Source organism: Pseudomonas sp. D3, from assembly GCF_029320995.1.
Classification (GTDB): domain Bacteria; phylum Pseudomonadota; class Gammaproteobacteria; order Pseudomonadales; family Pseudomonadaceae; genus Aquipseudomonas; species Aquipseudomonas paraveronii.
Map to the genome: position 1 here is coordinate 2,524,022 of NZ_CP119772.1, position 24,463 is coordinate 2,548,484.

20 protein-coding genes are annotated in these 24,463 nt (G+C 60.4%); 8 read left to right on the forward strand and 12 right to left on the reverse strand.

Features of this window, described 5'->3' with window-relative positions:
- Positions 1 to 18: 18 nt before the first annotated feature.
- Positions 19 to 1,491: an amidase family protein gene (locus P3S72_RS11665; RefSeq protein ID WP_276197437.1), complete on the forward strand. Its 1,473-nt coding sequence runs from the start codon at positions 19 to 21 to the stop codon at positions 1,489 to 1,491.
- 158 nt (positions 1,492 to 1,649) lie between these two features.
- Positions 1,650 to 2,558 carry a methyl-accepting chemotaxis protein gene (locus tag P3S72_RS11670; RefSeq protein ID WP_276197438.1) on the forward strand — a complete coding sequence of 303 codons (909 nt, stop codon included), beginning with the start codon at positions 1,650 to 1,652 and terminating at the stop codon, positions 2,556 to 2,558.
- A 57-nt stretch (positions 2,559 to 2,615) separates the two neighbouring features.
- On the opposite strand, the gene P3S72_RS11675 is transcribed toward P3S72_RS11670, so the two are convergent.
- The 4 genes from P3S72_RS11675 to P3S72_RS11690 all read right to left on the reverse strand — a co-directional run bounded on the left by P3S72_RS11675 (position 2,616) and on the right by P3S72_RS11690 (position 5,730).
- Positions 2,616 to 3,383 carry an SDR family oxidoreductase gene (locus P3S72_RS11675; RefSeq protein WP_276197439.1) on the reverse strand — a complete coding sequence of 256 codons (768 nt, stop codon included), beginning with the start codon at positions 3,381 to 3,383 and terminating at the stop codon, positions 2,616 to 2,618.
- Positions 3,376 to 4,176, reverse strand: a complete 801-nt coding sequence (locus P3S72_RS11680; RefSeq protein ID WP_276197440.1) for an SDR family oxidoreductase — start codon at positions 4,174 to 4,176, stop codon at positions 3,376 to 3,378. Before P3S72_RS11680 ends, P3S72_RS11675 begins: the two co-directional genes overlap by 8 nt.
- Positions 4,169 to 4,990: a molybdenum cofactor biosynthesis F family protein gene (locus P3S72_RS11685; protein WP_276197441.1), complete on the reverse strand. Its 822-nt coding sequence runs from the start codon at positions 4,988 to 4,990 to the stop codon at positions 4,169 to 4,171. The genes P3S72_RS11680 and P3S72_RS11685 overlap by 8 nt, the downstream gene beginning before the upstream one ends.
- 80 nt (positions 4,991 to 5,070) lie before the next feature.
- Positions 5,071 to 5,730 (reverse strand): LuxR C-terminal-related transcriptional regulator, encoded by a 660-nt coding sequence (locus tag P3S72_RS11690; protein WP_276197442.1) that lies wholly within the window; start codon positions 5,728 to 5,730, stop codon positions 5,071 to 5,073.
- 138 nt (positions 5,731 to 5,868) lie between these two features.
- Here P3S72_RS11690 and P3S72_RS11695 point away from each other — a divergent pair, with 138 nt between their 5' ends.
- Positions 5,869 to 6,582: a GntR family transcriptional regulator gene (locus P3S72_RS11695; protein ID WP_247406362.1), complete on the forward strand. Its 714-nt coding sequence runs from the start codon at positions 5,869 to 5,871 to the stop codon at positions 6,580 to 6,582.
- 6 nt (positions 6,583 to 6,588) lie between these two features.
- On the opposite strand, the gene P3S72_RS11700 is transcribed toward P3S72_RS11695, so the two are convergent.
- From P3S72_RS11700 to P3S72_RS11710, 3 genes are all read right to left on the reverse strand, one after another.
- The gene (locus P3S72_RS11700; protein ID WP_276197443.1) at positions 6,589 to 7,539 is read right to left on the reverse strand and encodes a PDR/VanB family oxidoreductase; all 951 of its coding nucleotides are present in this window, start codon (positions 7,537 to 7,539) and stop codon (positions 6,589 to 6,591) included.
- 29 nt (positions 7,540 to 7,568) lie between these two features.
- Positions 7,569 to 8,630, reverse strand: coding sequence for an aromatic ring-hydroxylating dioxygenase subunit alpha (locus P3S72_RS11705; protein ID WP_276197444.1), 1,062 nt, complete (start codon positions 8,628 to 8,630; stop codon positions 7,569 to 7,571).
- A gap of 320 nt (positions 8,631 to 8,950) precedes the next feature.
- On the reverse strand, positions 8,951 to 11,350 hold the full coding sequence (locus P3S72_RS11710) for a DUF3772 domain-containing protein (protein ID WP_276197445.1): 2,400 nt from the start codon (positions 11,348 to 11,350) through the stop codon (positions 8,951 to 8,953).
- Positions 11,351 to 11,609: 259 nt separating this feature from the next.
- On the opposite strand from P3S72_RS11710, the gene P3S72_RS11715 reads away from it, so the two are divergent.
- On the forward strand, positions 11,610 to 13,121 hold the full coding sequence (locus P3S72_RS11715) for a trypsin-like peptidase domain-containing protein (protein WP_276197446.1): 1,512 nt from the start codon (positions 11,610 to 11,612) through the stop codon (positions 13,119 to 13,121).
- 19 nt (positions 13,122 to 13,140) lie between these two features.
- On the opposite strand, the gene P3S72_RS11720 is transcribed toward P3S72_RS11715, so the two are convergent.
- Positions 13,141 to 14,079: a LysR family transcriptional regulator gene (locus tag P3S72_RS11720; RefSeq protein ID WP_276197447.1), complete on the reverse strand. Its 939-nt coding sequence runs from the start codon at positions 14,077 to 14,079 to the stop codon at positions 13,141 to 13,143.
- 110 nt (positions 14,080 to 14,189) lie between these two features.
- On the opposite strand from P3S72_RS11720, the gene P3S72_RS11725 reads away from it, so the two are divergent.
- Positions 14,190 to 15,689, forward strand: coding sequence for a CoA-acylating methylmalonate-semialdehyde dehydrogenase (locus tag P3S72_RS11725; protein ID WP_276197448.1), 1,500 nt, complete (start codon positions 14,190 to 14,192; stop codon positions 15,687 to 15,689).
- Between the two features lie 146 nt (positions 15,690 to 15,835).
- Here P3S72_RS11725 and P3S72_RS11730 read toward each other — a convergent pair whose 3' ends face one another.
- Genes P3S72_RS11730 through P3S72_RS11740 form a run of 3 tightly spaced genes read right to left on the reverse strand, consistent with a single transcriptional unit; the run spans position 15,836 to position 19,509 of the window.
- Positions 15,836 to 16,903, reverse strand: a complete 1,068-nt coding sequence (locus P3S72_RS11730) for an ABC transporter ATP-binding protein (protein WP_276197449.1) — start codon at positions 16,901 to 16,903, stop codon at positions 15,836 to 15,838.
- Positions 16,900 to 18,474, reverse strand: a complete 1,575-nt coding sequence (locus P3S72_RS11735) for an iron ABC transporter permease (RefSeq protein WP_276197923.1) — start codon at positions 18,472 to 18,474, stop codon at positions 16,900 to 16,902. Before P3S72_RS11735 ends, P3S72_RS11730 begins: the two co-directional genes overlap by 4 nt.
- 18 nt (positions 18,475 to 18,492) lie before the next feature.
- Complete coding sequence (locus tag P3S72_RS11740; protein WP_276197450.1) at positions 18,493 to 19,509, reverse strand: iron ABC transporter substrate-binding protein; 1,017 nt, start codon at positions 19,507 to 19,509, stop codon at positions 18,493 to 18,495.
- A gap of 620 nt (positions 19,510 to 20,129) precedes the next feature.
- Between P3S72_RS11740 and P3S72_RS11745 the strand changes: the two genes are divergently transcribed.
- Both P3S72_RS11745 and P3S72_RS11750 read left to right on the forward strand, forming a co-directional pair.
- Positions 20,130 to 21,068, forward strand: coding sequence for a pectate lyase (locus tag P3S72_RS11745; protein WP_276197451.1), 939 nt, complete (start codon positions 20,130 to 20,132; stop codon positions 21,066 to 21,068).
- Between the two features lie 250 nt (positions 21,069 to 21,318).
- Entirely contained in the window at positions 21,319 to 22,569 is a 1,251-nt protein-coding gene (locus P3S72_RS11750; protein WP_276197452.1) for a glycoside hydrolase family 68 protein, read from the forward strand.
- A 153-nt stretch (positions 22,570 to 22,722) separates the two neighbouring features.
- Here P3S72_RS11750 and P3S72_RS11755 read toward each other — a convergent pair whose 3' ends face one another.
- Positions 22,723 to 23,031: a hypothetical protein gene (locus tag P3S72_RS11755; protein ID WP_276197453.1), complete on the reverse strand. Its 309-nt coding sequence runs from the start codon at positions 23,029 to 23,031 to the stop codon at positions 22,723 to 22,725.
- Positions 23,032 to 23,499: 468 nt separating this feature from the next.
- Here P3S72_RS11755 and P3S72_RS11760 point away from each other — a divergent pair, with 468 nt between their 5' ends.
- Complete coding sequence (locus P3S72_RS11760) at positions 23,500 to 24,447, forward strand: TauD/TfdA family dioxygenase (protein ID WP_276197454.1); 948 nt, start codon at positions 23,500 to 23,502, stop codon at positions 24,445 to 24,447.
- Positions 24,448 to 24,463 lie beyond the last annotated feature (16 nt).

The window sequence follows — 24,463 nt, forward strand, 5'->3', positions numbered from 1 at the left end:
TTTATAGGTACTAGGAGCATGGGTATGCAAGACATCCAGAACTTGCTGGACAGTGAAGACGCCACAGGTCTGGCCGAGTGGGTTAAGCGCGGTGAAGTGCAGCCCGGCGAGCTACTTGAAGCGGTCATTGATCGTATTGAACTGGTTGAGCCGCAGCTTAACGCGGTGGCCGAACGGCTTTACGACTCGGCGCGTCAGGCGGCACGCGAGTCGAGGTCCTTGGAGGGTGTTTTCAGCGGCGTACCGACGCTGATCAAAGACCTTTTCTCTCCAGTCAATGGGGCTGCGATGACCAATGGCTCGCAGTCGCTGGGAGGTTTTCGGGCAGATTTTGAATCTGAAATCGTGACCCGTTTGCGAGGTGCGGGTTGCTTGATTGTCGGGACCAGCACCTCCCCTGAGTTCGGTACCTCTTACTCCACCGAATCAAACCGTTTTGGCGCCACGCGCAACCCCTGGAACCTCGCGCACAGTGCGGGTGGTTCCAGCGGCGGGGCAGCCGCGCTGGTTGCCGCACGCGTAGTACCTTTCGCCCATGGCAATGATGGCGGCGGATCATTGCGGGTTCCAGCCTCCTGCTGTGGGGTCTTCGGGCTCAAGCCAAGTCGCGGGCTGCTGCCTTCGGGGCCGATGGTCGGAGAGGGCTGGGCCGGAATGGGTACACCGCATGCTGTCACCTTATCGGTGCGTGACAGCGCGGCGTTGCTTGATGCGACAGCGGGGATTGATCTGGGTGCGCCTTACGCTGCGCCGGTGCAGACGCTACCGTACTTCGCGGCAGTGCAGCGTGATCCGCGTCCACTGCGTATCGGGCTGGTTGAGCAGTTAGGGCCCTGGCCGACCTCGACTGAGAGCCTGGAAGCGGTGCGCCGGGCCGCCAGATTGTGCCAGTCCCTCGGCCACCGTGTTGAACCGGTCAGCTTGCCGGTGGCGTTGCCGGAGTTTCTGGATCAGGTCTTTACCATCATTGGTGCGAGTACTCGTCACTATGTCGATGTATTGGGCCAGATGCGCGGGTTTGCCGTGCAGCCTGAAGAATTGGAAGCCCGGACGCGGATTATCTTGCGTAGCAAGGGCGACGTCAGCGGCGCGCAATATGCGGGCGCGGTGGAGTGGATTCATGCCTTGGGCCGGCAGTTGGCGGTGTTCATGCAGAACTACGATGTGATCCTGACGCCGACCCTGACACGTGAGCCGGTACTCATTGGCGAACTTGATTTGCAAGACGACAGCATCAGCCTTGAAGAACTGATCGAACGTTTCCACAGTTACTCGCCGTTCACTGCGCTGTTCAACGCCAGTGGTCAGCCGGCGATGTCGATGCCGTTGTATTGGAGCGCCGATGGACTGCCGATGGGCGCGCATTTTGCGGGGCGCTTTGGCGAGGAAAGTACGTTATTGGCACTCGCCGCACAGCTTGAGCGTGCTCAACCCTGGCGTGGTCAGGTGCCGCCATTCAATGCTTGTCAGCGGTCGTCTGCACGACTGTGATCAGTCATTGCTGATAACTATCGATTGTTTACGGCGCCTGAGGGCGCCGTTTTTCTTATGGCAGGCTGGAACAAGCAGGGCCGCAACCTGGTGCAAGCAATCATGCTTGGTTTGCGATCAGATCCAGTGGATCGACTCGATCAACAAAGGACAGGCTGATGTTCTTCAAAACGCATAAACAGCAGCAGGCACTTGATGAGGCCTTGCAACTGGAACAGTTCACGTGTGAAAGGGCCCGGTTCGCGCAGCAGCAACTGTTGGCTGCGGAGTTGGCGACGGATCAGGCCGTCCGGCTGGAGCTCAGCGGGCAAGCGCTGGAAACGCTTGGTGAGGAGCTCGAGCAGGCTCGGCATCGCGAAAAAAATCTTCAGGTCGAGTTGAGCCAGCACATTCAACGGACCCTGCAACATCAACATGAGGCGCAAATCTGGGAGTTGTTGCAATCGACGCTAACTGAAGGCTGCTGGGACATCTGCGTGGTCAACGGTGATATTCAGCACCCGGCCAGTTGCATGCGCTTTTCCAATCAGTTTCGCCTGCTGATGGGCTATGCGCCCCATGAGTTACCCGATGGCTGGGATGCGCAGGTCGGTATCACGCATCCGCAGGATTTGCCGAAAATCATGGCGATCTTCGACCGGGAAATCCTCAGCTCTCACGGTAGCGCCGAGTACGTCTTCGAATACCGGATGCGCCACAAAACTCGCGACTACATCTGGTGTCGTGAACGAGGGCGTGCAGTGCGTGATGAGTCGGGACGTTTGACCCGTGTGATCGGCGCGGTACGGGACATCAGTGATGAGCGTTCGGCCAAGGCGACCCACCAGCAAATGCTTGAGCAAAATGAGGCGACCTATAGCCAGATTGCAACGGTGGTGGGCGTGATCAAAGGCATTGCCGACCAGACCAATCTATTGGCGTTGAACGCGGCCATTGAAGCGGCTCGGGCGGGTGATGCCGGGCGCGGGTTTTCGGTGGTGGCCGATGAGGTGCGCAAGCTGGCGGAGAATACCCGTCAGGCTACGCAGCAGATTCAGACGATGCTGCACGAGCACAAACACTCATAGTGACGGAAGGGGAGAAGGGGCTTGTGCAGCCCCTTCTCCACGCTCAGTCGCCTGGTTTCAAACTTCCGGCAAGGTGGATCCACCGTCGACCACCAGCGTCTGCCCGGTAATGTAAGTCGCCAGGTCTGACGCCAGAAACAACATGGCCCCAGCGATATCGGCTGGCTTGCCCAGTCGGCCCAAGGGGACCCGGCTGGTGATTGTGTCGTTCAGCTGATCATCCCCCAAATTCCCCATGGCAGGCGTTGCGATCATTCCGGGCTCCACGCCGTTGACCCGCACATTCACCCCCGCCAGCTCCAGCGCCGCGTTGCGGATGAATCCGTTGACCCCGGCCTTTGATGCGGCGTAGTGACTAAGCCCCGGATAGGCCACACGCGGGCCGGTGACCGACGAGGTCACCAGCACGCAGCCGCGACCCTGACGGCGGAACATGGGTAACGCTGCCTGGGTCAGCCAGAACAACGCCGAGAGGTTGACCGCCAGGGTGCGTTCAAGAATTGCGGGTGTAATCTCGGCGAATGGCGTCAGCGGAAAATATCCGGCGTTATGCACCAAAATATCCAGCCGCCCCATACGTTCTTCCAACGTTTGAACCAGGTTGAACACGGCCGTAGATTCCGCCAGATCGACACTCACCGCTTCAACCTGGCAAGCGCGACCTGACAGCTCGTTGGCCAGTTCCTGGGCCGCGGGCAATTGCAGATCGGCGATTACCACACGAGCGCCGCGCAAGGCGAAGGCTTCGACAATGGCGCGACCAATACCCTGAGCGCCGCCGGTTACCAGTATGGTGCGGCCGCTGAAATCCAGATCTTTAATCATGAGAAGGCTCCATGTGGGCATAAGCCAGGGTCGGCACATCGACGATGGTCGAACCGCCGTCGGCCACCAGTGTCGCGCCGGTGATAATCGATGCCTCACTGGACGCCAGGAAGCGACAGACCCTGGCAATTTCCTCGGCGCTGGCCGGCCGGCGTAGCGGCACGTCGGCGCAGACCCGGTCATAGGCTTGCTGCAGCGTCTCGCCATAAAATTCCATCAGGGGTTCCATCTCCTGATCGGCCATCGGCGTGCGCACCCAGCCCGGGCATACCGCATTTACCCGCACGCCGCGAGGGCCGTAATCCCGGGCCAGCGAGCGATTAAGACCGAGCAGTGCATGCTTGGCGGTGGTGTAGCCGCAGACCTCGGGCCCGGCAGCCAGGGAGGCGATTGAACCAATCAGTACGATGTTGCCTGCGCTCTCCAGCAGCAGCGGCAGGCAGGCTCGTGCGCTATAAAAGGCGCTGTCAAGGTTGCTGCGCAGAGCCGCTTCCCACGTCTGTGGGCTGGTTTGCGTGGCGCTGCCCAAGCCGTGGCCGCCGGCACAGGCCAGCAACACATCAAGCCGACCATAGCGCTGGCTGATCTGCGCGACAAACGCTTCCCAGGTCGCTGGGCAGGCGGCATCGCCCACGAGCACCCAGCCACCGGTTTCTTCAGCTACCTGCTCCAACGGTTCGCGACGACGGCCGATCAGCACCAGGTTGGCCCCTTCGGTGGCGTACAGTCGGGCGCAGGCGGCCCCGATGCCGGTGCCGGCGCCGGTGATAACGACGGTACGAGGTTCACGCATCAGGATACTCCGTGCGGTTAAGTACCTGGCAGTAAGAGCTGACCGGGAAGTTCGACAACTCATCGAAGGACGCTGAGGCGTAACCGAAAATCTTGCCGTCACTGCGGTGTTGTTGCATATCGATCAGTACCAGGCCGAGGGTCGGGATGATCTTTTCGCGCCAGACGAACAGGTAGAGTTGATCGGCGATTTTGTAGTAATGGCAGCGATCGGTATCACACAAGCCTTTTTCAACACCTTCAAGGCATTGCCAGGCATAGAACTGATCGTTGAGGTAGATGTGCTCGTAGACCTCGCTGGGGCTGTAGCAATACAGGTTGCGCAGGCCGGTCAGCTCGTTGGTGGGAACGTGCGGGCACTGGCCTGCCAGCCAGGGTCGGTCGAGGCTGCCGTGGACGAAGTCCACCTCAACGGATGTCAGGGGTTTGCCGGCCAGGGCTCGGCTGTAGAGGCCTTCAGCGTTGTTTACTTGAGTCGGCATACGGCCGATGACTGCGGTGAACGAAGCGCTGTGAGTGTCCAGGACCAGGCTGATGGACCAGCTCAAGCCGTTCTGATGCTTGATGAAATCCACCAGGTACAAACCAGGGCGGATCGACGTGGCCCGGTAGGGCGCCGTGCCGCTGGAATGACCATCGGCTGCAGACCATGACAGCGTTTCGGTGTTGAAACGATGTTCGATCTGCCTGCCATCGGCGAAGTTCAGGGTGAAGGCTTTGTCGCTCAGGTCGGCCAGATTAGGCAGGATGAAGGCTTCAGGGGCGAAACCGTCGGCCAGTGCGCCGACGGTAATCCAGTCAGAAGAAGTTGTCATTGCAATACTCCGGTTGCGTGAATTAACACGCTGGAGCATGCAGTTCGCAGAAGGTCTCGCCTATCAACCGGATGGTTGAGCTAGAGAAACAGTATCCCCACCAACTCGGTGCGGCTACTTGCGTGGGTCTTGCGGAATAGGTTGATCAGGTGGGTCTTGATGGTCGGCAAGCCGACGTTCAGTTCCTGTGCCAGCTGTTTGTTGCTCGCGCCCTGGCGCAACAATAAGGCGATCTGCCGCTCTCTGGGCGTCAGGTCGATCAGCGGGTCTTCATCGGGTTGTATGTTCGCGACGGCCAGTTGCAGCAGGGACTGCAAGGCGTTGAGCTGGCTTAGCTGATCAGGGGTGAAGGCGCCTTGTTCGGCGGTGCGTAACAGAGAGATCGCCGCTTGAGGCTGGCCGGCGCGATGGGCGAGGATTTCGACGACATCGACAACCCCGTAGCGTAACAGGAAATCCTGATAACGGTGATTGTCCCTTTGAGGCTGCCTGGCCATGGCAAAGCCCAGTGGCACCACGTTCAACCCGCTGGATGCGCAGTTACTCGGTTGCAGCGGATCGAACTGCTGGTAGTTGTCTAAATAGTCGCGATGCATCTCGCCGCTCATGCCGTGCAATCGAAAATCACGAGCTTGCAGTTGTCGATCGACGCAGTAAAACGCGGCCTGACTGACATGAACAAGCTGAGTGAAAGCCTGCAGGCAATGGTCGGCGACTTCCTGGGCAGGTATAGCGTTCATAAGTGACCACCACCGGCAAAAAGACTGTTGTTGACTATAGTGGCTTGTTCTGCGAATGGATAGATTACCCGCGATGGTTGCCGAGGGGAGCGAGGCTTACGGTACTATGACGGCCCACGTTTTCTGGAAGTTGCCTGGATGAGTAAACCCGGTCAATTGGTGCTGGTTGCACTGCGCAAGATGATCGCCAGCGGCGAGTTGGCGGCGGGCGAGCGGCTGATGGAGATTCCCACGGCGCAGTTGTTCGGTGTGTCACGCATGCCCGTGCGCATGGCGTTCCGTACCCTCGAGCAGGAAGGGCTGCTGGTGCCGTTTGGCGGGCGCGGGTATCAGGTGCGTTCGGTCAGCCCGGACGACATTGCCGGCGCCGTCGAAGTGCGTGGCGTGCTTGAGGGCCTGGCTGCGCGTCAAACCGCCGAGCGCGGTTTGTCCGACGCGGCGCGTGCGACGCTTGAGCGCTGCCTGGTGGAAGGCGATCAACTGTTCGACAAGGGCTACGTGACCGAGGACGACCTTGAGGTCTATCACGACCTGAACATGCGCTTTCACCACGTCATCGTTGAAGGCAGCCACAACCCGGCGATCGCCGACGCGCTGGCACGCAATGATCACCTGCCGTTCGCGTCGGTCACCGCGCTGGCGGTGGATCGCGAGGACATGGTCCGCGAATACCGGCGTTTCAACTATGCCCACATGCAACATCACTCGGTCTTCGATGCCCTGGTCAATCGCCAGGGCGCGCGGGCCGAAGCGATCATGCGCGAGCACGCCAACGCGACCTTGCGTTATGCCGAGATCTTCGGTTCGGCGACCGCCAACGCGCGGATGAAGGTCATTTTGCCCACGGCGTGACGCCTTTCAGAGATCGAGCACCAGCAGCGGGGTTTTTGCGCGCGAGCAGCAGGGGGTGAACTGGTCGTTCTGCGTTTGCTCCTGCTCGGTGAGGAACAGGTCGCGATGCTCCGGGATGCCTTCCAGCACGCGGGTCAGGCAGGTTCCGCAAATTCCTTGTTCGCACGACACGGCAATCTCGATACCTTGGCTTTCCAGGACCTGGACCACGCTCCGGTCGGCCGGTATGTCGAAGACCTGGCCGCTGCTGGCGAGCTTCACCGAAAAACTCCCGTCGAGGCGGCTATCCACTGGCGCCGCCGCGAAGTATTCGCGATGCAGGCATGCCTCCTGCCAGCCCTGGGCCCGAGCGCTGTCGAGCACATGCTGCATGAAACCGCCGGGGCCGCAGACATACAGGTGGACGTTGGCGTCGGGCGCCGCCAGCACCTGGGCGGTGTTCATTGCCGTAGGGGGCTGCTCGTCGAAATGCAGGAACACGCGCTCGGCGAACGATGCGTCCTTGAGGCGTTGCACAAAGGCTGCGCGTTCACTGGCGCGGGCACAATAATGCAGTTCGAAATCGGCGCCGACATGGGCCAGGCGCTCGGCCATGCACAGGATCGGGGTGATGCCGATGCCGCCGGCGAACAGCAGGCTGCGTCGGGCTTCGTGCGCCAGCGGGAACAGGTTGCGCGGTTCGCTGATCTGCAGGCGGGCGCCGGGGTGTATGTGTTCGTGCAGGCAGCGGGAGCCGCCACGAGAGGCTGGGTCCTTGAGCACGCCGATCAGGTAGCGATGCTGTTCTTCAGGGTGATTGCACAGGGAATATTGGCGGATCAGCCCGTCCGGCAGATGCACGTCGATATGTGCGCCGGCGCTGAAGGCCGGCAGCGCTTGGCCATCGACGCTGGCCAATTCAAAGCTGCAAATGTCCTGGGCTTCGTTGTTTCGCGATACCACCACCACATCGATCATGTTCAGTCCTCGTAGAGTTATCGCGCTGTTCAGGCGCTGGTGGTGGCGATCAGTTGCGCTGCGAGGGCGCGTTCCTTGGCGATCAGCCGCTCGAGGATCTTGCGTGACTGCACGCCGCCGGCATCGATATTGAGCTTGAGCAGATTGCGCGTCGGGTGGGCCAGCAGGTTTTGTTGCTGGCGTTCAAGCATCTCCAGGTCTTCGCTGAAAATCTTGCCCTGGCCTTCGCGAATGCTCGCGGTCAGTGCCGGGTCATGAGGATTGAAGCTGCGCGCCATGCCCCAGAAGTACCAGATCGACGTCTCGGTTTGCGGGGTGATGAAGTCCACCACGATACTCGCGGCCTTGTGCTCGGGCGCGGCGTGGTAGCCGCCCTTGCCAGCGTGGGCCACGCCGACTTCGATCAGTACGTGGCTGGGCGGGGTGAAGCGGCAGATCTGCCAGCGGTCCACCGGCACGTCATCGGCGAGGTTATTGCCACGCAGGGCCATGCGCCAGAACGGCGGGGCCATGATGTTTTCCATGTGGCGGGCGGTGACGACTTCATCGCCTTCGACTGTGGTCACGGGGGGCGCTTCGTCGATTTCCTTCTGGCCGATGCTGGAGGCGTGGACGTAGGTTTCGTGGGTCAGGTCCATCAGGTTGTCGATCATCAGGCGGTAGTCGCACTGGATGTCAAACAGGCCGCCGCCATAGGCCCACTGGTCACTCACGGCCCATTCCAAGTGGTGGATCAGCGCAGGGTCGGCCAGGGCCTGATCGCCGGGCCACACCCAGATGAAACCGTAGCGTTCCACTGCGGCGAAGGTCTTGTTGCAGGGAAAACCGCGCACCCGCTGCCCGGGCATTTCGACGGTCTTGCCGTCGCCACCCATGACCAGGCCGTGGTAGCCGCAGACCAGCTTGCCGTTTTCGACATAGCCCAACGAAAGCGGCGCGCCGCGATGCGGACAGAAGTCCTCGACAGCCACGACGGCGCCTTCGAGCCCGCGATAAAACACCATTTTTTCACCGCAGATCTGTCGACCCAGCGGCTTTTGCGCGATTTCATCGGGGGTGCAGGCGACATACCAGGTGTTCTTGGGGTACATGGCAACTCTCCGGGCGAGTGATTATTCTTATTTAATGGATCCATTAAATGAAGTGCATCACTTTGAGTCAACATGTGGTGTAGTTTTATCGAGATTTATTTGGGCGATTATCGATCACTTCTGTGTTTGTGGATCCATTGTCTGCGTCTTGGCGGGATGGTTAACCCGGCCCGAGGCCGGTTTTTTGTGGGTCCAGAAGGCCTATCCGACGGACACATTTGAACGATCCGCCCAGCCCAGGTGAATCACTGGGTGGTCACTCACCATAGCTTCCAGGTGTAATCGACTGGCGTAGTGTTGGCGCTTGGCTTTGGGGGACTCTAATCTGCCGGCGGCGCTTTTTCCGCCGCCTCATTGATCAGCACCATACTCTGCGGCGAAGACAGCGCCACGCCGAGCTCGCGCAGGCGCCCGAGGACGGTGAACAGCAGGTCGCTGCGGGCTGTCCCCACCGAGCGCGGGCTGTTGACGTAACCGCTGACGGCGATGACCAGTCCGTTGACGGTCAGGTCCTTGAACGTCACCGAAGGCGCCGGCGTGTCCAGCACGTCTTCGTGTTCGGTGAACGCGCTCAACAGCAGCTCGCGGATCTGCAGCACGTCCGTTTCCAGCGGCAGGGTCAGCGTAATGCCGACGACGCCCAGCGCATTGCCCATGGTCACGTTGCGCACGTTCTGGGTGATGAACTGCGAGTTGGGCACGATCACCGTTGAACGATCGGACATCTGGATTTCCGTGGCGCGCACGTTGATGCGGCGGATATCGCCTTCGACACCCGCGAGGCTGACCCAATCCCCGACCTTGACCGGGCGCTCGGTGAGCAGGATCAGGCCCGAGATGAAGTTCTGCACGATTGCCTGCAGGCCGAAACCGATCCCCACCGACAGGGCGCTGACCACCCAGGTCAAGTTGGTCAGGCTGATATTCAGCGTGGACATCACCACCACCGCGACCAGCACGAAGCCGATGTAACCCACCAGGGTCACCAGCGAGGCGCGCATGCCGGCGTCCATGTTGGTTTCCGGCAGCAGCCGTTCGCCGAGCCAGTCTTTGAGCACGCGCACGCCGAACAGGCCGATCACGAGCAGGGCAAGGGCCAGTAGAATATCGCCGGGGGCGATGGTCAGGTTGCCCAGCGGCTTGCTGCCCAGGTCGAGTTGCGTCAGGCCCGCCAGCAGCTCGCCCGGGCTGGAGCCGGAGGGCAGGAACGCCAACAGGACCGCAGTGAACATCAACAGGGTGCGGCCCACGCCCGCCAGTAGCGTGCTGGCCTGTGCCTGGTGGCGCTCGGACAGCCCCAGGGCCGAGCCGAGCGCCAGACCGCCAGGTTGTTTCGGCGAGAGCAGGGTCTCGCAGAAATCGCCGAAGCAGGCGATCAGCAGGTAAGCCGTCGCCGCAACCACGCTCATCCACAGCAGTTTGACGGTGAGGAAGTAAGCCAGGGTCAGGTAGCCGCCCAATAGCGCCAGCAGGCTGATCCCGATCCAGGCCCCGACGACAAACGGAATCAGCCCGGCGACGCCGCTCATGCGTTCAAGCGTGTATCGGCGGCGGGTGCGGTGGTAACGCAGCAGGGCAAAGAAGAACACCAGCGCGACGGTCAGCGCGGTCAGGCCGTTTACCGCCACAGTCAGTGCCAGGCTACTGTCGATGACGCTGTTGATGCGTTCCTGGGTGCCGATCACCATTAGGGCCAGCCCCAACAGCACAGGGAACGGGCCCAAGGCGACGGCGATTTGGTCGGGGATCTGGGGCAGGCGCCAGGACGGATGTGCGCGCATCAACAGGGCGCGGCCGAGGCCGACAATGAAGGCACAGAACACCACCAGGGTCTGCAATTGGTCGAGCAACGTGAGCATGTCGGCGCTGGGCACGGTGTCGCGTGTCAGGCCCCAGCGCAGCAGTGAGGCAGCCACGCTGATGGTCAGCACGCTGGCCAACCCCACCGCCAGCGCCAGCGCGCTGCGCCGCAGGCGGCCTTCGGGCAGCCAACGCACTGTCAGCCGCACCAGCGCGTGCTCCAACACCCGTCTTCCCGCCACCCAGACCAGCAGCGCACTTAACAGCATGCTCACGAAAAACCAGCGGTTTCCCGGCGCCACGGCGGTGTCCGTCACGCTGCGTACATCGACGTACAGGTTGCGTAAACGGCTGAGGTCGTCGTCGGTCGGGCGGATGATGTTGGACCAGAACACCACGCTGATCGGGCTCGCCGAGCGGGTGCTGATCTGTGAGTCGAAGAGGCTGCGGCGCAGGCTGAAGATCTGCGCGGCGAGGTCGCTGGCTGATTGGCTCAGGGTGCTGGCCTGGCGCTGCTCGGCGAGCAGGGCGTTCTTCTGCCGGGTCAGTGCGGTGCGTTGCTGGGTGAGGCTCGGGGGCGCATCGGCCTGTAGCGGGCCGAGCACGTTGAGCTGGTCATCCAGGTGTTCAAGATCGATGGCTTGTTTGGCGGCCAGGGTGTCGGCCTTTTTTTGCACCTGCAAGGCGGCCTGGCGCAAGGTCGAGAGCAGGTCGTCATTGGCGCTGCCCGAGACTTTCTGGCGGATCAGGTCGAGTTGCTCGTTGAGGTCTTGCACACTGGCGTCTTCAGCCAGCAGCGGCACACTGCGCGGGTCGCTGGTTGGGGAGGGCGCAGCCTGCGCGAGGGCGGGCAACGTAGCGCACAGCATCAGCAGGGCGAACAGCCCGGTGAAAAAACGGCTCGTGGTGACTCTGTGCATGCGTTTGCCCTTTGACCGTTGCCCAAAATGGCTAAGCGTTACCACTCTATGAGGCGAAGGCAAGCCATTCGTGCGAAATTTTTGGGGAAGCCAGCCTGGTAATCGCGCACCCATGCCGCGCTGGCCTGGCCCATGGCGGGCGAGCCGACGAGGAGCACGTCGGCATCCGCCACGGTCTCCCCCTATCTATATAGGTCACCCCTTCGCCAAGCCTCCAGTACGTTCGGCACCACCCCTGTTGCCATACGGACGCTCGATCATGCTGACCCGCTGTATCTTTCCGCTTTTGTTACTGCTGTTGCCGTGCCTTGTCGGCCACACCCAAGCCAGAGACCTGGCCCAGGGCCTGAGCGACGGCAGCGCCTCTATCGCGCTGCAGAACCGCGACCAGCGTTATGCGTTGTGGTCCGGTATCGGTTTGTTGAAAAACGCTATCGGCCAAACCTGCACCGCGGTGCTGCTGGATACCCGCAACCGCCAGGGCAAGGCCGTCGGCCCGGCGTATGTTTTGACCAGTGGGCATTGCGTGTACTTCAGCTTCGGCACGGCCCATATCAACCAAGCCATAGAGGCGAGCATCACGTTCAACTATTTCCACGATACGCTGGCGCAACAGCGCAGGTTTCGCATTAAAACGGCGCATTGGACCAGTATGGTCGGCACTGATCTGGCGGTGCTCGAACTGGATACGTCACTCGCCCACCTGATCACCGACGGCATCATGCCGCTCAAGCTCGCCACCCATCAAAGTACGGGGGAGCGTGAGGTCGTCAATGTCGGTGCCCCGAGTGGCTTTCGGCAGAAGGGTTTGCGCATGAGCGCCTGCAAGGAAACGCCGACCAACAGCTTTGTCGAGCATCCCGGGGTGTTTCCCGGGGCGCTGAAAAACCGCTGCAACGACCTGCAATACGGCAGTTCCGGCAGCCCGATGCTGGACCGGCATAGCAACGAAGTCACTGGCATTGTCAGCAAAGTCGCTGCAGTCATCAAAAAGGACATCCTCAACAACTGCCAGAACGTCTCGGCGTGTGACGCGGCCAAGTTCAACTACAGCTATCCGGCCAACGACCTGCACCGCTGTTTTGTCGAGGGCCAATTCTTGAACAATACGACTGATTGCCAGCTCAACGCCGTCGATATCCTCCTTGAGGAACCCTGGACGCTGAACCCCTATGTCCATATGCAACTGGGCGAACTTGGGCAGAGTGTGCCGCCCACGTGGAACATCAGGTTCTCGATCCAGGACCCGTTCTATCGCTTCAAGGCCGTGCGCAACGTCAATGAGTGCAGGGTGCCCAGTGGTTATCAAAGTGCTACCGCGTCAGCCGAGGGTTACATCAACCAAGCCATCGGCCCAGCGCTGGGCGCTTATGTGCTTTGCATCATCGGCGTCCAAACCCTCGCCGAGGCGTTGACGCCGGCCTTGCTGCACAATGCGTTCACCCACTCGGTTTTCTTGACCGACCCAGCGCCCGTGCCGCGCATCGGCCTGAACTACAGCGTTTCCTGGGACGACCCGCAAACCGCTTTCACCCATCATTACTTCTATGTGGACACTTCGGCTGAAGCCGCCTGCCGTGACAACGACGACGTCCGCTATCGCCTGGCCAATGGCGGTGCGAGCTACCCGGTATCGCAGCTCCCGGTCACCCTGTGCAGCTTTGCCCGTAACCCGGCGGGGCAACCTTCGGCGGTACGCACGGATGTCATCGAGCGCTCCGCCTATCTGCCGCCCATCCAAGCGAACCCGCCGGCAGCCTCTGCGCGATGAGGCCGCGTGATGTACGCGGTTAACCCTCGAAGCGAAATCCCCCGGAGAGTTTTTCCTTCAAATAGCCCACCAACGCACTCACGGATTTGGGCACATGGGGCGAGTAGGGCCGTATCAGGTAAATCTCATCGGCAAACGCGCCCTTGAGCGTCCAGCCCTTGAGCACCTGCACCAGTGTGCCGCCGGCCAGCGCCGCGTGGGCGCTGAAATCCGGGAGCAGGGCGATGCCCAGGTGATTGAGCGCCGAGTCGCGCAAGGCTTCGCTGTTGTTGGTGGAAAAGCTCCCGGCGATCGGCACGGTGACCCGCTCGAGCTTTTTGCTGCCGCGCTCGAAGGTCCAGGCGGGCTGATCGGTGCCGCGCGGATAGTAGAGGCAGTTGTGCGCGCTGAGGTCGCCAGGCGTGCGCGGTTCACCGTGGCGTTGCAGGTAGTCGCGGGTGGCGACCAGCACCGAGGCGGTGTCGCACAGCTTCCACGCCACGTGGGTTTCCGGCACCTGAAAACCGTGGCGCACCGCCAGGTCGTAGCCTTCGGCCGCCAGCGAACTCAAGGCATCCGACACCTCCAGCTGGATACGTACCTGCGGGTACAGCTGCAGGAATTCCGACAGGTGCGGCACCAGTTGCTGCCGGGCGAACGCGACCGGTGCGGTCAGGCGCACCAGGCCGCGGATTTCCCCGGCGGCGTCGCGTACCGAGGAAAAGCTGCGGGCGATCTGTGCGTAGGCGCTGCGCACGTCCCGCGTCAGTGACTGCCCGGCGTCGGTCAGGCGCACGCTACGGGTGGTGCGGGTGACCAGGCGCGTGCCGGTGGCTTTTTCCAGGTCGCTGATGCGCTGGCTGACCGCCGACTTGCTCACCCCCAGGCGCGCGGCGGCGGCGGTGTAGGTGCCGTGTTCTTCCAGCACCGAGAGCCAGTGGATGTGGGTCCACAGCCCTTCGATCTCAGACTTTTCCATGGGGTTTATTGTTCGCTTGTGAGGACAATCAGTTCTGGATTCTGCTCTGGTTTGGAACAAACCGAAAGCCTATCGTGTGTCCCAACGCTACCCACCAGGGATCGACTGCCATGACCACAACCCTCGAGCACTACATCAACGACCAGCGCGTGAGCCGCGATGATCGCTATCAGGACGTTTACAACCCGGCCACCGGCGCCGTGACCGCGCGCGTCGCCCTGGCCAGCCGCCAGACCGTCGGCGAAGCCGTCGCCGCCGCGCAAGCCGCCTTCGCCGACTGGGCCGACACCCCGCCGATCCGCCGCGCCCGCGTCTTGTTCCAATACCTGCACCTGCTGCGCGAACGCAAGGACGACCTGGCGCGCATCATCGTCGCCGAACACGGCAAGGTCTTTACCGATGCCCAGGGCGAAGTCGACCGTGGCATCGACATCCTCGAATTCGCGTGTGGCATTCCCAACCTGCTCAAGGGCGAACACTCCGACCAGGTCTCGCGTGGCATGGACAACTGGACCATGCGCCAGCCCCTGGGCGTGGTCGCCGGCGTCACGCCGTTCAACTTCCCGGTGATGGTGCCGATGTGGATGTACCCGATCGCCATCGCGGCGGGCAACACCTTCATCCTCAAGCCCAGCCCGACCGACCCGAGCGCCGCGCTGTTCATGGCCGAGTTGCTGCGTGAAGCCGGCCTGCCCAAAGGCGTGTTCAACGTGGTGCAGGGCGACAAGGAAGCGGTGGACGCGCTGATCGAACACCCGGACGTCAAGGCCGTGAGTTTTGTCGGCTCGACGCCGATTGCCCAATACATCTACGAAACCGGCGCACGCCACGGCAAGCGCGTCCAAGGCCTGGGCGGCGCGAAAAACCACATGGTGGTGATGCCCGACGCAGACATCGAACGCACCGTCGACGCGCTGATGGGCGCAGCCTACGGCAGTGCCGGCGAACGCTGCATGGCGATCTCGGTGGCGGTGCTGGTGGGCGATGTCGGTGACAAAGTCATCGCCGCCCTGACCGAGCGGGCCAAGACATTGCGCATCACCGACGGCCGCGACCTCAAGGCCGAAATGGGCCCGATCGTCTCGCGCGCCGCGCTGGAACGTATCAGCGGCTACATCGAACAAGGCGTCCAGGCCGGCGCGCAGTTGCTGCTCGACGGGCGCGATTACGTGCCGACCGAACTGGGCCTGGAAAACGGCTTCTGGCTCGGCGCGACCTTGTTCGACCATGTGACTCAAGAGATGAGCATCTACCGCGAAGAAATCTTCGGCCCGGTGCTGGCCTGTGTCCGGGTAAATGACTTTGCCGAGGCCGTAAAGCTGGTCAACGACCACGAGTTCGGCAACGGCGTCAGCTGCTTCACCCGCGACGGCAACATCGCCCGCGAATTCGCGCGGCGTATCGAAGTGGGCATGGTCGGCATCAACGTACCGATCCCGGTGCCGATGGCCTGGCACGGCTTTGGTGGCTGGAAGAAAAGCCTGTTCGGCGACATGCATGCCTACGGCACCGAAGGGGTGCGCTTCTACACCAAGCAGAAGTCGATCATGCAGCGCTGGTCGGAGAGCATCGAGCAGGGCGCGGAGTTTGCGATGCCGGTGTCGAAGTAAGCACTCCCCCTACAACCACTCGCCCGAGGGGTTGTCGGGTGTTGGCTGGTCGCTGAGCCGGCGCTGTCCTTGGGCTTATCGGCGGGTTTGGAGCAGCCGGTGGCGAGGTAATCTGCGCCGGTTTCGCCCACGGTAGGCGCCGAAACTTAGCTGGGGTTGAGCGCCGCTGGTTTTTTCAGCACATGGGCCGTGCCCATCGTGGTGAGGTGTACCACGCTGCCGATGTTTGGGGCTTGCAGGCCTGAGCTGCGCACCAGGATGGCTTGGCCGGGCACGCCTTCATCCGTTTGCAACGCCACGGTCAGGGTGCAGGTATTGCCGCCGAATTCGCGTTCGGTGACCACGCCACGGCAGCCGGAACCGTCGGTGGTACTCAGCAGCAGTTGCTCCGGGCGCAACATGATCCGTGTCGTACCTTGGTTGGCTTGGCTGTCGACCGGCACGCGACCCAGTGCACAGTGGGCCCAACCGGCCTCGATCCTGGCGGGCAATACCACGGCTTCACCGAGAAACAACGCGGTCTGCTCATCGACGGGGTACTGGTACAGGTCCATTGGCCGGCCCGATTGCACCAAGCGCCCCTGGCGCATCACCGCCAACTGGTCGGCGAACGACAGCGCCTCGCTTTGATCGTGGGTGACCAGGATCGTGGTGATGCCCGCGTCGCTCAGCAACCGCGCCACCATCTTGCGCATGGCCGAGCGCAGGCCGGTGTCCAGCGCGGAAAACGGCTCATCCAGCAGCATCAACCGGGGCTGTTGCGCCAACGCCCGCGCCAGCGCTACCCGTTGCTGCTGGCCGCCGGACAGCTCGTGGGGCCAGCGTCGGGCCATGTTGGCGTCGAGGGCCACGCTGTCCATCAGTTCGGCGATGCGTGCGTGTCGCGAGGCATGTTTGGCCGCCAGCCCGAAGCCGATGTTGTCGGCCACGGTCATGTGCGGGAACAGCGCCCCGTCCTGCGGCACATAGCCGATCTGGCGTTGGTGCGCCGGCACGGCGTGGGTGGCGTCAACCAGCACCTGGCCGTTCAGGGTCAGGCTGCCGCTGTCGGGAAATTCGAAGCCGGCAATCATCCGCAGCAAGGTGGTCTTGCCGGAGCCAGAAGGCCCGACGATCACCATGCGGCTGCCGTTGGGCACCGCCAGACTGACGTCGGCCAAGGCCGGTTGGGTGCCGAAGGTTTTGCAGAGTGCAGTGAGTTCGAGGGCGTTCATCGGCCGGCCGTGCGTTTGGATTGGTGGTAGAGGAGGCCGGTCAACGGCAGTGAAAGCAGAATCATGATCAACGCGTAAGGCGCCGCTGCGGCGTAGTCGATTTCGCTGGTCATCGCCCAGAACCCGGTGGCCAGGGTGCGCGTGCCGTTCGGCGCCAGCAACAGGGTGGCGGTCAGTTCGTTGGTGATCGCGAGGAACACCAGCGCCGCTCCCGCCGCGGCGGCGGGCGCCGCCAGGCGCATGGTGATCAGCCACAGTGCCCGGCCCGGCGAGCGGCCAAGGCTGCGCGCCATGTTTTCCAGCTCCACCGGGGCCTGGGCGATACCCGCCCGCAGGCTGACCAGCGCCCGTGGCAGGAACATCAGCAGGTAGGCGAGCAGCACGGTGATCGTGGTCTGGTAGATCGGCCGGGCAAAGTGGATGGTCACCGTGACCAGCGCCAGTGCCACGACAATGCCGGGCAATGAGCTGGTGATGTAGTTGCAGCTTTCCAGGATGCGCTGCAGGCGCCCCGGTGCGCGAATCGACAGCCAGGCGATCGGCACCGCCGCGCAGGTGGTCAGCACGGCACCGGCAACGCCCAGCAGGACGGTTTGCTCCAGCGCCGGCAGCAATTCGCTGAACTGCCAGACCTCGCGGCCACCGGCGATCAACCATTTGCCCAGGGTGAACAGCGGCACACCCAGGGCCAACGCACAGGTCACGGCTTGCAAACCGAGGGCGAGCAGGGTGGTGATGGGGCTCAGCCTGACGATGCGTTGCTCGCGGGCGCTGCCGGAACCGACCCGCGCATAGCGTGCATGGCCACGTGCCGAGGCCTCAGCGGTGAGCATCGCCAGGCAACACAGGGCTAACACGGCCGCCAGCATATTCGCCGCCGGGCCATTAAAGGTGGATTTGAATTGATCGAAAATCGCCGTGGTGAAGGTGTCGAAGCGGATCATCGCGTACAGGCCGTATTCGGCCAGCAGATGCAGGCCGACCAGCAGCGCGCCGCCGCAGATCGCCAGGCGCAACTGGGGTAACACCACCCGCCAGAACACCGCCCAGGGCTTGAGACCCAGGGATTCGGCCACGTCTTCAATCGCAGGATCAAGCCGGCGCAGAGTCGCCGCCACCGGCAGGTACAGAAAGGGGAAATAGGCAATCACCGACACCAGCACACCGGCCGGCAAGCCGTGGATCGACGGCACCAGGCTGACCCACGCGTAACTGTGCACAAACGCCGGCACCGCCAGCGGCGCGACCGCCAACAACGACCAAGCGCGGCGCCCCGGCAGATTGCTGCGCTCGGTCAACCACGCCAGTGCAATGCCCAGCGCCACGCACAACGGCAGGGTGAACAGGACCAGCAACACGGTGTTGACCAGCAACTCACCGACGCGCGGGCGCCACACCAACGCTTCGATCTGTGCCCAGCCGATTTGCCAGGACACGCCGATCACAAACGCAATCGGCAGCAGCGCCAACAACGAAACCAGTACCGACAAACTGGTGACCCACGTGCCCCCACGGTTGTTGAACCGTCCGTGGGGGCGTTTGCGTGGCTGCGCGTGGGCGATGCCGGGTATCGACGATTCAGGCAGCAATCAGAGCAGTCCGGCCTGGGTCATCAGCTCGACAGCCTTTTTGCTGTTGAGCGTCGACGCGTCGACCTTAGGTGCGTCCAATTGCGCCAGTGGGGTCAGCTTGGGGTTGGATTGGGCGTTCTGGCCGACCGCGTATTCGAACGAATTGCCGTCCTTGAGGACCGCTTGGCCGTCTTTGCCGGTGATCCACTTCAGGAAGGCCTGGGCCTGTTCCTTGTGCTTGCTGGAAGCCAACACACCCGCCCCGGAAATGCTCACAAACGCGCCCGGGTCCTGGTGCTTGAAGTAGTGCAGTTGAGTGTTCTTGCTGTTTTCGCCGGTCTTGGATTGGTCGACGAAGCTGTAATAGTGATAAATCACGCCGCTGTCGACCTGGCCGGCGTTGACGGCTTTGAGCACGGCGCTGTTGCCACGGTAGATGCTCGCGTTGGCCTTCATTGCCTTGAGCCAGTCGAGGGTAGCGGCCTCGCCCTTGAGCTCCAGCACGGCGGCCACGATTGCCTGGAAGTCGGCACCGGCCGGCGAGGCTGCCCAACGGCCTTTCCAGCTTGGCGAAGCCAGGTCCAGCAGGGATTTGGGCAGGTCGCCTTGTTTCAATGTGCTCGGGTTGTACACAAACACCGTGGAGCGCGCGGCGATGCCCACCCATTTGCCGTGGGCCGGGCGGTAGGCGGCATCCACCTGTTCCAGGGTGCTCGGCGCGACCGGCGCGAACAAGCCTGCGTTGTCCACCAGCACCATGGCCGGGGAGTTTTCGGTGAGGAACACGTCAGCCGCAGAGGCGGCGCCTTCCTGCACGAGCTGGTTACCCATCTCGGTGTCGTCGCCATTGCGGATGGTCACCGGGATCCCGGTTTCCTGGGTGAACCCTTCGACCCACGCCTTGGTGAGGCTTTCGTGCTGGGCGTTGTAGACCACGATGCCGACCGGCTCGCTGGCGGCATAAACATGCCCGGCGCTGACCAGGGCGGTGGCGAGCAGGGCTTTTTTGACGAACGAAGGAAGGCGGGTGGTCATGCGGTGAACGCTCCGGGTTTTTATGGCTGCACGGGAAATCTGTTTGAGGTCGATTTAGATTAGATCAATAGGAATCATTTGCATGTTTGGGCGCGGCGAATGTAGAGGTGGGAATGAGAAAAAAACGTCAAATAAACGTGATAAATGTCGTGGGGCGACGGCCTTTAACGCAACGCCTATCCACTGTGGGGGGGTATCCGTGAGAGCGGGGCTCACCGCCGCTCAGACAATGGAATGCGGTCAATGTGGGAGGGGCGGTGCGACGGTTCGACTTGCCCCCGATGGCGGAGTATCAGTCGACAACGACTTGGCTGACCCGCTGCCATCGGGGGCAAGCCCCCTCCCACAGGGGTTATGCGGTGTCAGTGAGAACGGGGCTCACCGCCGACCTGCCCGGGTACTCACATCCACCCACACCGCCCCTCCCACTTTTGTTATTTGTCACTTGATGGTTGACGGATTCATTTATACCGAATACTGTACATAAACACAGTGTTTAAGCGCTGATCGACCAACACTCGGCAACTTCAGCCATGCCAAACACTGTGTGCAAGTTAACGGATTAACTTGATGCACAGGCTCGTCATTCCGAGCCGTTTTTATTTATAGAGAGGGAACTCATGTCGTATCCAGAAAGCAAACTCACCGGTTTGACCGGTTTTGCCCTAGCGGCAAAAGTCACCGGCGGATGGACCGGCCCCGTGGTCAGTATTACGACCCTGGATCAACTCAAGGCTAATATTGGCGACACCACCCCTCGGGTATTGGTGATCAACAGTAATATCTCGGCGTCGAGCCTGACCAAAGTGAACATGGGCGCCAACAAGACCCTGATCGGCTCGTTCCAGAACCGAACCCTGGAGAATATTCACCTGCGTGCAACAGCGCAGTCGCAGAATATTATTCTGCAGAATATTGTCTTCAAGCATTCGGCGAATATTAAGCAGAACGACGATATTCAGGTCTACCTGAATTACGGCAGCCAGTACTGGATCGATCACTGCTCTTTCGTCGGCCATAGCTGGTCAACCTCCGACGGCAGTGCCGACAAACTGCTATATATCGGCGAAAAGGCCGATTACGCCACTATCAGCAACTGCTTTTTTGGCAACCACAAGTACGGTTTGATCTTTGGTCATCCAGCGGATGACAATGACAAGGCATTCAATGGTTACCCACGCCTGACGCTGTGCCATAACCGTTTCGACAGTCTGGAAGTGCGTGCGCCCGGCCTGATGCGTTACGGCTACTTTCATGTCTATAACAACTACATCAACAACTTCCACCTCGGTTTTACCCTGGCGCAGAACGCAAATATTCTTTCTGAAAGTAATTACTTTGGCGAAGGCAGCCAAAACAAAGGCATGTTGGATGACAAAGGAACTGGGACCTTCACTGATACAAACAGTGTGCCCCCTATCACCAATCAGAAGTCGCCGAAAGCGCAATGGACGGCACTGTCCAACTATGGCTATACCTTGAAAACCGCGGCACAAGCCAAGGAGTTCGCGCAGAAAAATGCCGGGGCCCAGGCCGGGGTGCTGGTGTTTGGTAGTTGATTAGCTAGCTTCCTACCGAGTCTCATTTGTTGCAAGTGCCACTGTAATTATATCAAGGATATAAATACAGTGATGGCCTTTGTAGTCTAAATGATTCTTCATGTTGCGATAAGCAGACTTCCATGTTAAACCTTGTTTCGCACTATCAGAGCCAACTACCGCTTGCTCTTTCAGTCGCAATTTATTTGCTGGCTGTCATGTGCTATTTAATCTTCGCTTGTCACATAAGCGCCAGCAAAAGGACATCATCATGAAACATACGAATTACACACCCACTCGTTGGACACGGGCCGATGCGCTGAAAGTTAATGAGAATGACCCGACGACCACACAGCCGTTAGTGAGTTCTGACTTTCCTGTCATGAGTGACACGATCTTTATTTGGGACACCATGCCATTGCGTGAACTGGATGGCACGGTGGTATCGGTCAATGGCTGGTCAGTGATTTTCACACTGACCGCCGATCGTCGCCCCCATGATCCACAATTCATCAATGCCGATGGCCGTTACGACATCAAGCGCGATTGGGAAGACCGCCATGGCCATGCGCGTATCTGCTACTGGTATTCGCGCACCGGCAAGGACTGGATCTTCGGCGGCCGCGTCATGGCCGAAGGGGTTTCGCCGACCACGCGTGAATGGGCGGGTACGCCGATCCTGTTGAATAACAACGGTGATATTGACCTGTACTACACCTGTGTCACGCCGGGCGCCACGATTGCCAAAGTCAGAGGCCAGGTCATCACGTCGGATACCGGTGTCACCCTGCAGGGCTTTGATCAGGTCAAATCGTTGTTTGATGCCGACGGCACCTATTACCAAACGGAAGCACAGAATGCGACTTGGAACTTTCGCGATCCCAGCCCCTTTATTGATCCGGTAGATGGCAAATTGTACATGGTGTTCGAAGGCAACGTGGCCGGCGAGCGCGGGACTCACGAAGTGGGCCCGAACGAGACGGGCCTGGTGCCACCGGGGCATGAGGATGTGGGCGGGGCCCGCTACCAGGTGGGGTGTATCGGCATAGCAGTCGCCAAGGACCTCAATGGTGACGAGTGGGAAATCCTACCGCCGCTGGTCACTGCCGTGGGCGTGAACGATCAAACCGAGCGGCCGCACTATGTGTTCCAGGACAACAAGTATTACTTGTTCACCATCAGTCACAAGTTCACTTATGCCGACGGCGTGACCGGCCCGGATGGCGTTTATGGATTCGTCGGCGATCATCTGTTCGGCCCCTACACGCCGATGAACGCCTCGGGGCTGGTACTGGGCAACCCGCCTTCGCAGCCGTTCCAAACCTATTCCCACTGCGTGATGCCCAACGGCCTGGTGACGTCGTTTATCGACAGCGTGCCCACCAGTGGCGATGACTACCGCATTGGCGGCACCGAAGCGCCTACTGTTCGGATTGTATTGAAGGGTGATCGCTCGTTTGTGCAGGAGGCTTACGACTACGGTTACATTCCGGCGATGCGCGATGTTGTGTTGAGTCAGTAACGGCAGCGCGATAGCCGGCCTGATTTCATCGGGTGTAAACCGATCCAAATGTGGGAGGGGGCTTGCTCCCGATGGCGGAGTGTCAGTCGACAGCGACTTGGCTGAACCACCGCTATCGGGAGCAAGCTCCCTCCCACATTTTTTTGTCCGTGGTCAGGCAGTGGTCTTCGTGGGCCTGAGGCACTCGACGGAGCGGTCAACCGTGGTTTTGGCGATTTCCAGCAAATGCCACACCGCGAGGATCTTCGCCCGCTCCGGTTTCTCCAGCAGTTCCCCGCAATCCAGCGCCGTCGCCGAAGCGCTGTCCAGCAAACTGGCGGTGTAGAGCAGGGCGTCTTCGAAGCTCAGGTCTTCGTTGACGGCGTGGAAACCTTGGGTGGGCAGGTAATGGTCGATGGCGCGGTTGAAGGCGGCGCGGTCTTTGGTGGGATCGATGGGTGGGTCGGGTAGGACTTTATTCATGGTGTAATTCCGTGATGGATTGAGATTCGCCACCCCGCCGCGACTAAACGTAGGGTGGCGGCTGTACGCAGGTTAGTCGACCGGCCATCACGAAAATCCGGCGCACCCGAAGGCGCCCTGCGCACAGCCACCATAAAAACTGATGGAAGACCGTGCACGTGATGAGAGGTCGGGCGACTAAACCCGATCACTGATTTGGCAGTGACGGACCGCAGACTAGCCATCGATTCCAACAGGCACAAGGCGGCGCAGATTGTCTAGGAAACGTCCTGCAATTTAAAGCGACACGGCTTGCTGGCCCTTTAAAAACCATGACCAAATGCCACTAACGAACACGTGATGGTTTCTATCTGTAGGAAAGATCTGCCATGACGGAATTTGATGGCAGCGCTGACGACTTTTCGCTTTTTCAGGGTGTAGTGGGCCGAGTTAAATATCGACGCCAACTAACCTCCGTAAAGGATTGCGATGAACATAAACGTCAGTAATTTTCGCCAAGCAGTATCTAAGATCAGGCTCTCAAACGCAGCATTTGAAGAGTTGCTGAGTGCCAGCGCGATGTTGGGTGCAGAAGCCAAAACCGGTCGATTCGATATAAAACACGCTTGCATTGATCCGTTTTATTCGCAGTCCCTTGGCGAGGCGTTGCGCAATATACGAAACATTATTGAACATGAAAGTCATGTCTTGATCCTTGATGGATTTAGGACGGATAACCTTGCAAGTTTCAAATCGCTGGTGTGGGCATTTGGATCTTTGCTTGGTACGCCAATGGTGCAAAATCATCTTGGTCATAAGGTTATTGAGGTTTACGACCGAGGCGGTAAAAGCATTGAAGAGGGTGCGAGGTACCATCAGACCCGTCAGGGCGCCTGCGTACATAACGATGGCGTCAGCGACCCTCTCCCTATCGACTATTTGATTCTGGCTTGTGGACAGAAAGCGCTTCTGGGAGGCGAGAGCATTCTTATTGATGCAAGCGCGGTATATGCGGAGCTGATGGCATTTCCGGAAATTCTCGAGGAGCTTAAATGCGATTTCTATTTTGAAAATAGAGGCATGTCAGAGGACGAGTGCCTATTTAAAGCGCCCATCCTGAGTTTTTCCAATGAAGGTATTCCCTTGATAAGGTACTTTCGCGTCTACATTGAATCGGCTCACCTTAAAGCGAAAATGCCGTTGACGTTGGCGCAGGTTCAAGCATTGGATTTTCTGGATACAGTTCTCGATCAATCATCTGTTCAGCATCGTGTATTGCTTGAGCCTGGTCAGGTGCTTATTTCAGCGGACAACAAGTTTCTCCATACCCGAACGCATTTCATCGATATGCATTCTCCATGCTCGGAAATTGATGATGCAGAGCCATTAAACGCCTTGAATCGCTACATGTTGCGGATGTGGTTACGCAAGCAATGATGCCCATGCCACGCAT